This is a genomic window from Staphylococcus felis, from assembly GCF_003012915.1.
In the GTDB taxonomy this organism is placed as follows: domain Bacteria; phylum Bacillota; class Bacilli; order Staphylococcales; family Staphylococcaceae; genus Staphylococcus; species Staphylococcus felis.
Genome location: NZ_CP027770.1, coordinates 1,794,609 through 1,808,434, shown reverse-complemented (window position 1 = coordinate 1,808,434; position 13,826 = coordinate 1,794,609). Strand labels below are relative to the sequence as shown.

Genomic DNA, 13,826 nt, shown 5'->3' with positions numbered 1-13,826 from the left:
TTAGATCTTAAGACAGTGTTATAATCACATCTTAAGATCTAAATTTTTGTTCGTATTTTGGGTATCAGTTAATTTGGCTCATGAATATGTTCTATCATTTCAAATGATTTCTAAACAGCTTAATTTATATTTAGTCCAGTAATTGTTTAAGTGCATAAGGAATCCCATCTTCATCATGCGATTTTGTCACCATTGTGGCGTATTCTTTTACACTATCTGATGCATTATCCATTGCGACAGCTGTCCCCACTTGTTTAAACATCTCTATATCATTTCGACTATCCCCGAATGCAATCATATTACGCGTATCTAAATTCAATCGTTCAGCTAAATCTTGAATCGCTGCTCCTTTTGATACGCCTTTACACATAAATTCTAAAAAGTAAGGTTTACTCGTTGTCGCATCTATTTTTTCATTAAAGCCTTCTGACATATGAGCCATTAACTCACTGATATGCGTCTCATAATCGACGCCCATTGCTTTAGGGACAGGCCCTTGGATATATGTTTTTAAATCATCAACCTTTTTCATTGGCAAGCCTGTGAGCTCAGACTCAATATTCATATATTCATGTGAACCTTCATAAACGATATGCCCATCATGATATGTTAAAGCAAATAATTGATTGTCACGACAAAAGTCAATTATTTCATCAAAAGCACTCTTATCAATCATCTGACTTGAAACAACTGTATTATTTGACAAATCAATTGTTTGAGCACCATTATAACTCATTATATAACTTTGATTTACATCCATTTCCAAATTTTTTGCCGTTTGAATCATTCCTTCTGTTGGCCTACCTGAAGCTAGTGCAATACGATAGCCTGCCCTTTGAATACTAAGCAGATATTCTTTTGTAACTTTGGACATTTCATTATTTGATGTCATTAATGTGTCGTCCATATCCATAATGATTAAATCTGGTTTCATATCTTATCTCCTTTCACGTTGTCTTAATCATATCCTAATCTAAACTATTATCAAAACATAAAGAATGTTTTAATTCTAATATCAGTCAAGCTTTAAAAATAGCAAAAGCTGAATACAGATTGCAGACGATAGTTTAATCACCTTTTACAACCTGGATTCAGCTATACGTTTAATTATTAACAAGATCTACTCACTATTTTTTAAAGGTCAATATGTATACTTATGAAGAAAGCTATTTGTATACCTTGCCTCTTCTAAAAATAGTGATTTGCACTGATTTCGACGCCTACCTTATTAATAGTAATCAGTTCAGAATGACACTGTTGTATTTCTTTTCTTAATGCTCGAACTAATGCACCACTATTTTCTTTTTTAATCATAGTCATCATAGTGGGTCCAGCCCCAGACAAAACAGTAGCGTATGCACCGTGATGATGTGCAATCCGTTTAACATCATCAAAATCTCGAATCAGATGTTGCCTATAAGGTTCATGCAAACCATCTTTTTCCATCATTTTACCTGCTAATTCATAATTGTGTTGAATCAGTGCACTAATCATCGTGTTACTTATCGCACTATATTTTACAGCATCTTTATGGCTTATCGTCTCGGGTAACACACTTCTTGACTTTTCAGTTTCCAGTTCGTAGCGTGGCACGGTAATAATAAAGTCTACATCAGGCACTTCGATGTGTGCAATATCAGTTTGATTATTATCATAATCGTGATAGCCCACCACTAAGCCACCGTAAATAGTTGGTGCTACGTTATCTGGATGCCCTTCGAATTCTGTTGCAAGTTGGAGCAATTCATATTTAGACAATTCAATATCGCCAAAATAATTTGCAATATAAAGCCCAGCAACCAAGGCTGAAGCTGATGATCCTAGTCCCCTAGCCATTGGAATTTCACTATACATTTGCACGTTTAATGCAGGTAATTTAACTTGATATTTTTGAGCAACACTTTGAGCAATTTGATAAATATAATGAGACTCGTCAGTAGGTAAATTTTGTAAATTCGCTCCTTCGTGTTTGAAGTGCCATCTTGATGATGAAGACAGTTCAATTTTCAAATATAAAAACTTATTCAACGCCATCCCAATCGAATCAAAACCACATCCTAAATTGGCTGTAGATGCCGGCACTTTTAAATTTAAATTTGCTTTTGTCATTTCAATGCATCCTTAATATATTTAATAATACTTTCTTTATTATTAGGTAACGCTTGAATAGGATTTTTTAATATACTGATAGCTGTGTCCGGATCTTTTAAACCATTACCAGTCAATACTGCTACAACTTTTTGACCTTGTTTGAGTTGACCCGACTTATGCAATTTAATCAATCCAGCAATTGATGCGTTACTCGCTGGTTCACTAAAAATCCCTTCATTTGATGTCATTAATTGATATGCTTCAAGTATTTCTTCGTCTGAAACTGCATCAATTAGCCCTTTAGATGCTTCAATGGCATTTACTGCTTTTGTCCAGCTAGCAGGATTTCCAATTCTTATTGCTGTTGCAATCGTTTCAGGATTTTTCACTATTTTATTTTGGACAATAGGTGAAGCCCCTTCCGCTTGAAATCCAAACATTTGAGGTAATCCACTTTGATGTTGCTCATGATATTCTTCAAACCCTTTCCAATAAGCAGTAATATTACCTGCGTTACCAACCGGAATCGCTAAAACATCTGGCGCTTCCCCATCAAGTTGTTCAACAACTTCGAAAGCCCCCGTCTTTTGACCTTCGATGCGATAAGGATTCACAGAGTTGACAAGTTCAATTTCACCTTCTTTAGCTACTTCTTTAACAATCTCTAACGCTTCATCAAAGTTCCCTTCAATTGAAACAATTTCAGCGCCGTACATAACGGCTTGTGACAGTTTTCCTAAAGCAATCTTACCTTCTGGAATCACAACAATTGCTTTCATCCCTGCACGAGCAGCATAAGCAGCTGCTGAAGCGGACGTATTGCCTGTTGAAGCACAAATGACAATCTTTTTACCCTCTTCTTTAGCCTTAGTAACTGCCATTACCATTCCTCTGTCTTTAAAAGAACCTGTTGGGTTAGCACCTTCGTATTTTACATATAATTCAATGCCAAGCTTTTTAGACATAGTTGGACAATAAATAAGTGGCGTATGTCCTTCATTTAAAGATACATTAGGCGTATCTTGACTAACTGGTAAATATTTTTGATATTCCTCAACTAAACCTTTCCATAACTTCATATCATTTAAACCCCTTCAACTGGATAAATTTTTTGTACTTTAATATCATCTAAGGCTGCTAAATGTGTTTCTAGAGATTCTCTATGATCAACGCCTTGTACTACTACTGCATATTGTCCATTCTTTATTTCATGAAATTGAATCGACTTATGAAATGGTAAAGCTTTTTTCAAATCTGCTTCAATCTGTTTATTTGAACTACTTTCATGATTTATAACGATATAAAAACTTTCCTTTTCTTGAATTGAAACCACTTCTTGATCATCCATCATTTCCTTTGTTTCTTCAGTTTTCAACTCAAAATGAGGTGGCAATGTGTGTAGATTAGATTCAAATTGCAATGATACGTTTAGCAAGTCACTTACAACCGCTGAACCAGTTGCTAAACTTCCAGCACCTTTTCCATAAAACATTGTTTCACCAACAGCATCCCCTACAACGTAAATTGCATTATATTCATTCTCTACAGCTGCTAATTGATGTTGTTTTGAAATAAGTGTAGGTTGTACAGACGCCTGAACTTGACTCTTTTGATATGAGCCTTTACCAATTAATTTAATTTTATATCCTAAAGCATTAGCAGCTTCTATGTCTTCAATTGTAACAGTGCTAATCCCTTTCGTTTTAACATCATTTAATTTGATAACTTGATTAAACGATAAATACGATGTAATAACAACTTTTCTTGCTGCATCGATTCCTTCAACATCATCTGTAGGATCCGCTTCAGCAAATCCTAAATCTTGAGCTTCTTGTAATGCAGACTCATATGATGTTTTCTCTTCACTCATTTTAGTTAAAATAAAATTAGATGTGCCATTAAAGATACCCATAAACTCACTAATGTTATTAGCATTCAGACCATTATTAATAGCGTTAACAATTGGAATACCCCCAGCCACACTCGCTTCATATTTAAGAGCTACCTCATTTTTTTGAGCTAGATTTTCGAGAACTCTTAAATGCACTGCTAAAAGATCTTTATTAGCGGTAATGACATGTTTCTTTTGGGATAAGGCAGATTTTAGCCAATCTACGGTAGGTTCAATTCCTCCCATCACTTCGATTACAATATCAACATCATCATCGTTTAAAATATCATCAATGTCCTCTGTCAATTGATACTTTGAAATATTCAACGGTCTTTTTTTTGTCTTATCTCTAACTAGAATATGTTTAATTTGTATATCTTTTTGAATCGTATCTTTAATTTGCTGATGGTTCTCTTCTATAATTTTAACTACTCCCGAACCTACAGTACCTAATCCCAATAATGCAACATTGAGTGCTTTCATAGTTCTATCCCTCCGATTAAATCTATTAAAAATATTGAAACTCATATTGAATTCTATATAAATATGGTTTAGTATAAATTCATTCACAAAGTTTGTAAAGTTCAAAAAATTTAGAAAAGATGATTCTATCTTACCATCTTTTCAGTTAAAACTGAATAGCTATATTCCATTTACAGAAAGGTTGTCATAATTTATGAAAGTTTCAAAATTTGGTGGTAGTTCGGTATCTACTGCATCTCAAATCAAAAAAGTATTAGATATTGTTAATAGCGACAAAGACAGGCGTATCATCATTGTATCTGCGCCTGGTAAACGTCATGATAAAGACATAAAGACAACCGATCTATTAATACGTCTCTATGAAAAAGTAATCAATCATTTAGATTATAAAAATAAAAAGTTAGAAATTGTATCCCGCTTTCATGATATTGTAAAAGGTCTCGATATGGATGATCATATTTTAGGAGAAATTGACAGAACATTAGAACATCTTATTGAAACGTTAAAAGATCAACCTGAACGTTTACTCGATGCATTGAAATCATCAGGGGAGAATTTTAATGCCCAAATTATTGCGGCTTACAATCAAAAACAAGGCATTCCAACACAATACCTCTCCCCTAAAGATGCAGGATTAATTGTCAGCAATGAACCTGGTAATGCTCAAATATTAGAATCAAGCTATGAAAAGATTTATCACTTAACAGAATACAATCAAAAATTAATCATACCAGGCTTTTTTGGTTTTTCAGAAGATAATCATATTGTAACATTTCCCCGCGGTGGGTCTGATATTACAGGTGCAATTATTGCTCGTGGTGTTCATGCCGATTTATATGAGAACTTCACTGATGTTTCAGGTATATATCGAGCTAATCCGACTGTTATTAATCAACCTGAAATTATCGATGAGATTACTTATCGCGAAATGAGAGAATTATCATATGCAGGCTTTGGTGTCTTTCATGATGAAGCACTTCAACCCCTATATCACGATCGTATTCCTGTTGTCATTAAAAATACTAACCGACCAAGTGACCCAGGAACATTTATAGTACACGACCGTCAGATTGATACAAGAAAAGTGATTACGGGTATAAGTTGTGATGAAGGCTTCACAAGTATTAATATCAAAAAATATTTGATGAATCGCCAAGTCGGATTTACACTTAAAATCTTAAAAATACTTGCAGATTATAATATTTCTTTTGATCATATGCCATCAGGTATTGATAATATAAGTATTATAATGAGAAGTTCACAAATAAAAGGAAAAGAACAAGCCGTGTTAGAAGCAATTAGAAGAGATTGTAAAATTGATGAATTAAATGTCGAACATGACTTGGCTATTTTGATGATTGTCGGTGAAGGTATGAGTGCAGTAGTTGGAACTGCAAATAAAATAACAGATGCTTTAGCAAATGCACATATCAACTTAAAAATGATAAATCAAGGGTCTTCTGAAATCTCAATGATGTTTGGAATTTCGAATGCAGATGCAAAAAAGGCCGTTAAAGCTTGTTATAGTCATTGTTATGCAGAATAATTAAAAAGTGAGGTAGGGACAAAATCTTGCTTTGGGAACCGCTCAATTAATTCCCCGGATCGCCAAATTATAATGTCTCAACCCCACTTTTATTTTATGATTTTATTTAAACTTTCTTCACCAACTACTGTTTTTAATATTACATATTGAAAATAACTCATTTTATCAATCAAATGCCTATAAAACTCAATATTCTTAGGGTTTAAAGGTTTCTTTAAAGCATACATCAAAACAATCTCTGGCTTGATATAATCAACACCCCATTTTATTGAATGAAAGTAGATTTGTTTTTCTGGCAAACGAATATCATGATTAAGCCTGAACAACCAATTATCTTTATCAACATCATAAATAACAATGTTTAATAAAAGTACATCCTCTTTTTTGACTTGAAGCGAATGAACTTGACTTAACTTTATGTACTCTAATTGTTGATTCCGACCATTTTGATAAATCATAGTAATTTCATATTTTTTTGGAATAACTCCTAATAATTCGGCAATATGGCGTCTATTCACACAAATATCAATCGGTGTATCTATTTTCAAATTATCATTTAAAAATAATTCTGTCGCAGTTTCACCATGAAATTTAAAGTAATCCGGTACGTTTTCAATCAATGTATCTACTAGAAATTCAATATTTTCACACACTTGTTTTTTATCCACACAATCACCTCCTTATTTCAGAAAACGCTTACATATATTGGTATTATAGTTTATATTCTTCTTTTTTTCAATTCATTCAAAGCTAAAATTATGATAAATTTAACTATAGAAATATTAATGTTTTCTTAATAACTATTCCGCTATAATAATTACTAGCTAATTATAAAATGCACCAATATTATAAGGTTACTATACATATCGAATGTAAATATACATCAAAATTCTCATAAGTAATATCCAACTATAATTCTATTTTAATTTTATTATATTTATTTTTTATTGCCATCTGTTTAAGAATGGGTTAAAATTTTACATATGATATTCGATTTGTTTAGAATTTTTAAAATTAATTTACTGTTTTTGTACCACTCTAAGAATTTCACTTTCAAAAGTATAAAAAATTTAATATAATATGGATGTGGTATACAAAAAAAGCGACAAGGAGTGAAAATATGGATAATAAACAGGTACTGAACGTAGAATCTATTTTCTATTATGAATCTAATAGAAAAAAAATCATTAGCGAATTAAAAAAACAACATAGCCTCAAGCTCAATGACATTTTATTTTTATATCATCTTAAGAGTACAAATAGTCGACGCATCTCGTTACATAAAGTTAAGCAATCGATTGATTTCAGTCTAATGGAAATACATAAATCATTAACTACATTAACTGAAAAAAATATTATTGGCAAAGAACGATCAACTGAAGATGAGCGAAAAGTATTCATCACTATTGATGACGAACAAGAAAAAAATATGGCTGAATTGCTTAAAAGCTTTGATTCCATTCAAAAAAATGTTTTAGGCTCAAATTAATATCTTAATGCTCATAGGGGCTAGGGGATTATGTAACCGCCTTGCCTCTTTATTCCCTTCGTTTATAAACATTGTATATTCTCACTTTTTCATCGAACATCATATATATTTTTAAATAAGAATATATTATTTCCCTTTTCATTAAAACATTATCCATGAGTATATGCCACTAAATATATTTTTATTTAAATAATATTTGTTGATTTATAAATACTTTGCCATATAATGGAAACGTATATATTGAATAGCCAATATTTTTATAACAGTTAAGTACTTAATTTAAAATCACAAAAATTGATATATAAATCTAATTTTTGCATACTTGTATAAGGGAGGGACTCACTTGACTACAACTTTGTTATTGATATTAATTTCAGTTTTTACGTTAATACTAATTCTTTTTATTATTAGAATAAAATATTATCATAATAGATTAGATGTAGCGAAGTATACACACTCTCAGCTTATTAATAAAATATCTAGAATTCAACATGAACATCAATTGACTTCGCCCAATCATCCCAATGATCATCCTGAATATCATTTCAACTTAAGAAAAGTTAAACAACAATTAATAGATATTTTAGATGCTTATAAGCTTGATTCAGACCTTAAAGAATATCATATTATCGCTACAAGTCAAATCGCTAAAAAAAATAGTTTATACGCATATATTCATTATTTTGATTACATTATTGTAACTAATATTGGAATTGTTTTAATAGATATCAAAACTTTAAGAAATAAAACCTTTTTACATTTTAACGGAGGGCGCTCCTTTAAAACAGAAGATGATGTAGATAAAACCATCGCTCAATACTTAGCTAATCGTTACCATGCTCAATTCAACACAAATATGACCACTCCTTATACCTTTAGTGAAAAAGTAACCCAAAATGGTATTCAATTTCAATTTGATAAGTATGATCCATGGATGATATCTAAGAAATCTATTACGTATTTAAACGACTATTTTGAATCCTCTTTGGATATTGCAATGACTACTAAAAGTTATATATATTGCATCCAGGAGAATACTCAACTCATTGTAGGTGATGTTCAGTCTGATGAAAACGTATCCATTTGCAGAAATAAAAATGCATTAAACACTGCGATTCATCATTTAATTAAAACGTCTCGTTCAAACTTTTCGAGCCAAAATATAACTTATATTGTCAATTCATTTTTAAAACATGAGTGATAGCAAGTTACCAATATATTAAAAGCGACAAAATCTCAAAACAATTAGAGAAGTTGTCGCTTTATTTTTATCATCTTTTTTCTTACTATATTCTACAATTAACGCTCCCAAATATTGAGTTGCTGTTTTTGTGCTTTTTTTTGTGCTTGTTCTATTAAAATTCGATATTTATCATTTGGCGGGTAAAATTTGGCACGTGCTAAACCTTCTTCTGCCAACATCACATTAAACATGTCATTTCCTAGCCAAACATATGCTAGTGTACGACCATAACGATCCTTTTCCTCACGATCATATTCTAATCTAACGTGTTGGTTCGTTAAATGTTTCTTGGTGTAATCTGATGCTGCTTTTCCATACGGTTGCACAGGCGTATTCGGCTTTACAGTTTCTGGAGTATCGACACCAATTAAACGAACTTTCTCATCTTCTCCATTTTTATCAATGACAATGGTATCTCCATCAATCACTCTTTTGACTAAAAATGTTTCTTCTTCAATGACTTGATCATCAACTTTAAATGGACCATTACCGTTAATATATTGAAATATCAATACGATTAACGCTACAGTCAGAACTATAACAACAGTAGTAAATCTTTTCATTGGCTCACCTTTTTATCATTTTACTGATACATCATAATAAATTTTACATTAGAGGTCAATAGAACAATAGTCAATAACAAGTTAAAGTGTTGATTTAAAATATTACATTTAATGATATAATATGTTTGTTAGGAGTTGATAAATCATGAAATCATTAAAAGAAAATCGATTATCAATTTTAATCATTATTTTTGCGATTATAATAGGTTTCATCCTACAAACTGTATTTCACTTGCCACTTATCGCTGGCGCTTTTATAGGTGTATTATTAGGAATACTTGGAGGATTTATCATTCAAGTTGTATTAAAACAAAATGATCGCACCTCATATGATCAAAAGGATAAACACGATAAGTAATCGTACATTAATAACCCATCTTTATAACCTAAGCAAGTCCTCATACTTTTATGAACTTGCTGTTTTTTTAAGGTTTTATAAAGTTTCGGACTATAGAGTATTAAATATTATAAGATGCAGTTTATCAATAAAATGTGAAGGAGAGTTTAGTTCGAGTCATTGATTATATATAAATATTTAGGAGGATAAATATTATGAAAAAACTATTTGGAGTTTTATTAGCAAGTACAGTTATTCTATCAGCATGTGGTAATGATGAGGAAGTGAATAAAGAAGAACCTAAAAAAAAGACAGAATCCAAAACAAAGAAAAACGATAAAGAGAAGGAGAAAGAAAAACAAGAGCGTAAAAAAGTTGTAAACCAACCGCAGCAACAATCAGACGAACAACCTAATTCACAAGAGCAAACAGTTGAGATACCGCAACAACAAACACAAAATAATGAGTATCAACCACCACAACAACAAACATCACAAAATTACGTTCCTCAGCAAAACACCCAAGTTCAACAAAACGAAAAACAAAGCGTTGATTTAAATAGTATGCCTCCCACTGATTTTAGTACTGAAGGGATGTCTGAACAGGCTCAAAGACAAATTGAGGAACTTACTATACAAAAAGATTTTCATGGCCTACCACAAGAAGAATACAATGATAGAGTTTCTGAAATTATAAATAATGATAATCAATAATATACTAAGGTTAGCACACCTACCCTTTTTAATGAGAGATTGGAGGAAATTTAATGGATAAAGATAATAAAAAGCAAAATACACCACCAAAACAGTCCGATAGGGTTGGAGCTGGTGGTGGCAACTTTGAAAAGCGAAGTAACGAGCCATTAAAGAAAAATTATAGAAATCACAATCAAGAACACATTTTGCCATCCGAAAGTCGATTGGAGCAAATGTTTGGAGATGATTACAAGAAAAATAGAAAGTGACTACTTTTTAAAAGCATATATTTTATAGAAGTTGCTAGAATTCGATTTATGATAAACATAATACTTTTGAGATTGATTTAACACTTTATTATCAAATTTTTTAGTAGTAGAAATTACAAAACTAACATCTTGATTTTCATCTATTTGATGATGTTTTAGTAATCCATACATTGATGGTACATTAACATATTCATCTTTATAACATTCTATATAATAAACATAGTCTTCCACAGATAAAATATTATCTATCGAATGTTGAAAAGTTAAAGGATTTAAATTCATGCTTTTTCTGGAGCTATTCATCATTACTCTAAAAAAATTAATAGCTTTAACATAGATGAATTTATTTAAAATGCAAATTATAACTAAAGATGCAATTATTAATGCCAAAATAATCGAAATTATTTCATTAGAAACCCATATTGATATAACTGATTTTATTAATATGAAAACGCCAATACTAATCAATGAAAACATTATAGAAAACATCTTTTTAGTTTCTAACTTTTCAGTATCGAACAATGCTAAATAATCTAAATAAATATAAGTAAATAACCCTGCAACACCTGAACTACACAATAATAAAATTATTTCCAAATCTTCACCTACTTTCTTTTAATTATAACATGTATTTATCAATATATTAATTAATAATAACCAATATTTATAAATCACGGGTACCTCACCGTACCCTTATTATTTTTTTACTTTTTTTGAGGAGGAATGGATAAAATGGCATCTTTTGAAAAAAGAGTTTTAAAGTGCATTATATTGATGATCAAAAGAACAAAAAATATATAAGTAAAAGCGGGTTTAAAACAAAAGCGGAGGCAAAGCGTGCTGCTATCGAAATTGAAAATGCATTAAACAAAGGTATGCAAGAGAATAAAAATTACCTACTTGATGAATGGTTAGAATACTATTTGAAAACATGGCGCAATGATAAGTTAAGTCAAAGTACTATTGAGATTGAAAAATTTTCTAAAAAGCGTGTAATGAACTTTTATGGCAACATACCTATCAAAAAATCACATTCATTTTTAAAACGAGCGTTACAAAGAGCTGTGTACGATCGCTTAATTTATTTTAATCCGTGTGATGGTATAGAACTTAAACACAAAGATTTAAGTGAACCCCAAAAAGCGCAATACTTACCCAAAGAACAAATCAAACCATTTTTAGAGATGGTTAAGAAAAGAGACATTCATCAATGCTATATGTTTAGAACAATGATTGAAACTGGAATAAGAGTTGGTGAAGCGAATGCGCTGCAATGGTCTGACTACAACAATAAAGATAAAACGCTATCTATCACAAAGTCTTATGATCAAAAGCATGACAGATGGAATACAACGAAAAACAAAGAGCATAGAACGATATATATTACTGATGATTTAGCGAAAGAATTGACTAAATTGATATATCTTCAAAATGCGAATCGAATCGTTAATGAAGATGTTTATAATGAAAATCATGATTTCATATTCTGTAATGCATTTGGCGACCCGCTTCCACGCAGTACAACACATAATACTATGATGCATGTTACTATTAGGTAAAGAAAACAAGCTGAGCATTCACAAATTAAGGCATACACATGCGACTCTTTTATTAGAAAGTAATGTCCCTATGAAAGTCATTCAAGAACGACTCGGACATAAAACGATGGCAGTCACTGAACAAGTTTATAGTCATGTGACCGAAAAAATGAACCATAAAGCAAAAGAGAATTTCGAAAACTTTATTAAGGGTTCGAATATTTTTTAGCACCTAACTGAGACCAAAACGCTACTTTTAAGCATAGTGGTCTCAAATTGATACAATAACAAAAACCCTCAAAGCGCATAGCTTCAAGGGTTTAAGTATTAATACTGTTTCATATACTGCTCAATTTCCCATTTCGACACTTGCGTGCGGTAGTAATCCCATTCGATTGATTTCGAATTAATAAATTGATTATAGATATGGTCACCTAAAGCAGATTTAATTGTTGGGTTCTCGCGCATTGCTTTTAATGCTGTGTATAAAGTAGATGGTAGATCCTCAATACCAACTGCCTCACGCTCTTCACGATTCATTTCATAAATGTTTTGATTGACTGGTTTTGGTACTTCTATTTTATTTTTGATACCGTCTAATCCGGCTTCTAAAATTGCTGCTAATGCCATGTAAGGGTTGGCTGCTGGATCAACCGAACGAATTTCAACTCGAGTAGATAAACCGCGTGATGTTGGGACACGTACTAATGGTGAGCGGTTTTTACCACTCCATGCAATATAGCTTGGTGCCTCATATCCTGGAACTAATCGTTTGTATGAGTTAACGAGTGGATTACATACTGCTGTGTAGCCACGGGCATTTTTCATACAACCCGCGATAAAATGATATGCATCTTTTGTTAATTGCATTTCACCGTTTTCATCATAAAAAGCATTTTCTTTTCCTTTAAATAATGAAACGTTAAAGTGCATACCGCTTCCGTTCACACCAAATAATGGTTTTGGCATAAATGTTGCATGTAAGTTATGTTTACGTGCAATTGTTTTAACTACTAATTTGAACGTTTGGATATTATCACATGCTGTAATAGCATCTGCATACTTAAAGTCAATCTCATGCTGACCTGGTGCAACTTCATGGTGTGACGCTTCAATATCAAAGCCCATATCCTCTAATTCTAGTACGATATCTCGACGACAATTTTCACCTAAATCTGTAGGCGCTAAATCAAAGTAACCACCGTGGTCGTTAAGCTCCATTGTTGGCTCGCCTTTTTCGTCTAACTTGAATAGGAAAAATTCCGGTTCTGGTCCAAGGTTAAAATCAGTGTAACCCATATCTTCCATCTTCTTTAACACACGTTTTAAGTTACTACGTGGATCACCTTTAAATGGTTCATGATCTGTCGTATAGACATCACAAATTAAACGGGCAACTTTACCTTGTCCTGCTGTCCATGGAAAGATAACCCAAGTATCTAGGTCAGGATATAAGTACATATCTGACTCTTCAATACGCACAAATCCTTCAATTGATGATCCGTCAAACATCATTTCATTATCTAATACTTTTTCAAGTTGGCTTACTGGTACTTCAACATTTTTGATTGTTCCTAAAATATCAGAAAACTGTAAACGAAGGTATCTTACATTTTCTTCTTTAGCAAAGCGTCTAATATCGTCTTTATTGAACTTTTGTTTTGGCATGAGATAAATCCCC

The 13,826-nt window shown here is 31.8% G+C and carries 16 protein-coding genes; 8 read left to right on the top strand and 8 right to left on the bottom strand.

Annotated features, from left to right (window positions below):
• Positions 1 to 130: 130 nt before the first annotated feature.
• The 4 genes from C7J90_RS08430 to C7J90_RS08415 all read right to left on the bottom strand — a co-directional run bounded on the left by C7J90_RS08430 (position 131) and on the right by C7J90_RS08415 (position 4,465).
• A complete protein-coding gene (locus C7J90_RS08430) occupies positions 131 to 934 on the bottom strand; it encodes an HAD family hydrolase (RefSeq protein ID WP_103209732.1) in 804 nt (267 codons plus the stop codon).
• 254 nt (positions 935 to 1,188) lie between these two features.
• Positions 1,189 to 2,109, bottom strand: a complete 921-nt coding sequence (thrB, locus tag C7J90_RS08425; RefSeq protein WP_103209734.1) for a homoserine kinase — start codon at positions 2,107 to 2,109, stop codon at positions 1,189 to 1,191.
• Positions 2,106 to 3,170: a threonine synthase gene (thrC, locus tag C7J90_RS08420; protein ID WP_103210009.1), complete on the bottom strand. Its 1,065-nt coding sequence runs from the start codon at positions 3,168 to 3,170 to the stop codon at positions 2,106 to 2,108. The genes thrB and thrC overlap by 4 nt, the downstream gene beginning before the upstream one ends.
• A 5-nt stretch (positions 3,171 to 3,175) precedes the next feature.
• Positions 3,176 to 4,465: a homoserine dehydrogenase gene (locus tag C7J90_RS08415; RefSeq protein WP_103210007.1), complete on the bottom strand. Its 1,290-nt coding sequence runs from the start codon at positions 4,463 to 4,465 to the stop codon at positions 3,176 to 3,178.
• Between the two features lie 193 nt (positions 4,466 to 4,658).
• On the opposite strand from C7J90_RS08415, the gene C7J90_RS08410 reads away from it, so the two are divergent.
• Entirely contained in the window at positions 4,659 to 6,011 is a 1,353-nt protein-coding gene (locus C7J90_RS08410; RefSeq protein ID WP_103210005.1) for an aspartate kinase, read from the top strand.
• An 89-nt stretch (positions 6,012 to 6,100) separates the two neighbouring features.
• Here C7J90_RS08410 and C7J90_RS08405 read toward each other — a convergent pair whose 3' ends face one another.
• Positions 6,101 to 6,679, bottom strand: a complete 579-nt coding sequence (locus tag C7J90_RS08405) for a hypothetical protein (RefSeq protein WP_174688361.1) — start codon at positions 6,677 to 6,679, stop codon at positions 6,101 to 6,103.
• Between the two features lie 452 nt (positions 6,680 to 7,131).
• Here C7J90_RS08405 and C7J90_RS08400 point away from each other — a divergent pair, with 452 nt between their 5' ends.
• Positions 7,132 to 7,500, top strand: coding sequence for a transcriptional regulator, SarA/Rot family (locus C7J90_RS08400; RefSeq protein WP_106465134.1), 369 nt, complete (start codon positions 7,132 to 7,134; stop codon positions 7,498 to 7,500).
• Between the two features lie 343 nt (positions 7,501 to 7,843).
• The gene (locus tag C7J90_RS08395) at positions 7,844 to 8,701 is read left to right on the top strand and encodes a hypothetical protein (RefSeq protein WP_106465133.1); all 858 of its coding nucleotides are present in this window, start codon (positions 7,844 to 7,846) and stop codon (positions 8,699 to 8,701) included.
• A 98-nt stretch (positions 8,702 to 8,799) separates the two neighbouring features.
• Here the strand turns inward: C7J90_RS08395 and nucI are convergent, their stop codons facing one another.
• Positions 8,800 to 9,306, bottom strand: coding sequence for a thermonuclease NucI (gene nucI, locus C7J90_RS08390; RefSeq protein ID WP_103210391.1), 507 nt, complete (start codon positions 9,304 to 9,306; stop codon positions 8,800 to 8,802).
• 145 nt (positions 9,307 to 9,451) lie between these two features.
• On the opposite strand from nucI, the gene C7J90_RS08385 reads away from it, so the two are divergent.
• From C7J90_RS08385 to C7J90_RS08375, 3 genes are all read left to right on the top strand, one after another.
• Positions 9,452 to 9,664 carry a hypothetical protein gene (locus C7J90_RS08385; RefSeq protein WP_103210390.1) on the top strand — a complete coding sequence of 71 codons (213 nt, stop codon included), beginning with the start codon at positions 9,452 to 9,454 and terminating at the stop codon, positions 9,662 to 9,664.
• A gap of 194 nt (positions 9,665 to 9,858) precedes the next feature.
• Complete coding sequence (locus C7J90_RS08380; RefSeq protein ID WP_103210388.1) at positions 9,859 to 10,356, top strand: hypothetical protein; 498 nt, start codon at positions 9,859 to 9,861, stop codon at positions 10,354 to 10,356.
• A gap of 53 nt (positions 10,357 to 10,409) precedes the next feature.
• On the top strand, positions 10,410 to 10,607 hold the full coding sequence (locus C7J90_RS08375; protein ID WP_103210386.1) for a hypothetical protein: 198 nt from the start codon (positions 10,410 to 10,412) through the stop codon (positions 10,605 to 10,607).
• On the opposite strand, the gene C7J90_RS08370 is transcribed toward C7J90_RS08375, so the two are convergent.
• The gene (locus tag C7J90_RS08370) at positions 10,608 to 11,204 is read right to left on the bottom strand and encodes a hypothetical protein (RefSeq protein ID WP_106465132.1); all 597 of its coding nucleotides are present in this window, start codon (positions 11,202 to 11,204) and stop codon (positions 10,608 to 10,610) included.
• A 164-nt stretch (positions 11,205 to 11,368) separates the two neighbouring features.
• Between C7J90_RS08370 and C7J90_RS11985 the strand changes: the two genes are divergently transcribed.
• Positions 11,369 to 12,166 (top strand): site-specific integrase, encoded by a 798-nt coding sequence (locus tag C7J90_RS11985; RefSeq protein ID WP_103209243.1) that lies wholly within the window; start codon positions 11,369 to 11,371, stop codon positions 12,164 to 12,166.
• A complete protein-coding gene (locus tag C7J90_RS12245) occupies positions 12,150 to 12,374 on the top strand; it encodes a tyrosine-type recombinase/integrase (RefSeq protein ID WP_103209245.1) in 225 nt (74 codons plus the stop codon). The genes C7J90_RS11985 and C7J90_RS12245 overlap by 17 nt, the downstream gene beginning before the upstream one ends.
• Positions 12,375 to 12,472: 98 nt before the next feature.
• Here the strand turns inward: C7J90_RS12245 and glnA are convergent, their stop codons facing one another.
• Complete coding sequence (gene glnA, locus C7J90_RS08355) at positions 12,473 to 13,813, bottom strand: type I glutamate--ammonia ligase (RefSeq protein ID WP_103209247.1); 1,341 nt, start codon at positions 13,811 to 13,813, stop codon at positions 12,473 to 12,475.
• Positions 13,814 to 13,826 lie beyond the last annotated feature (13 nt).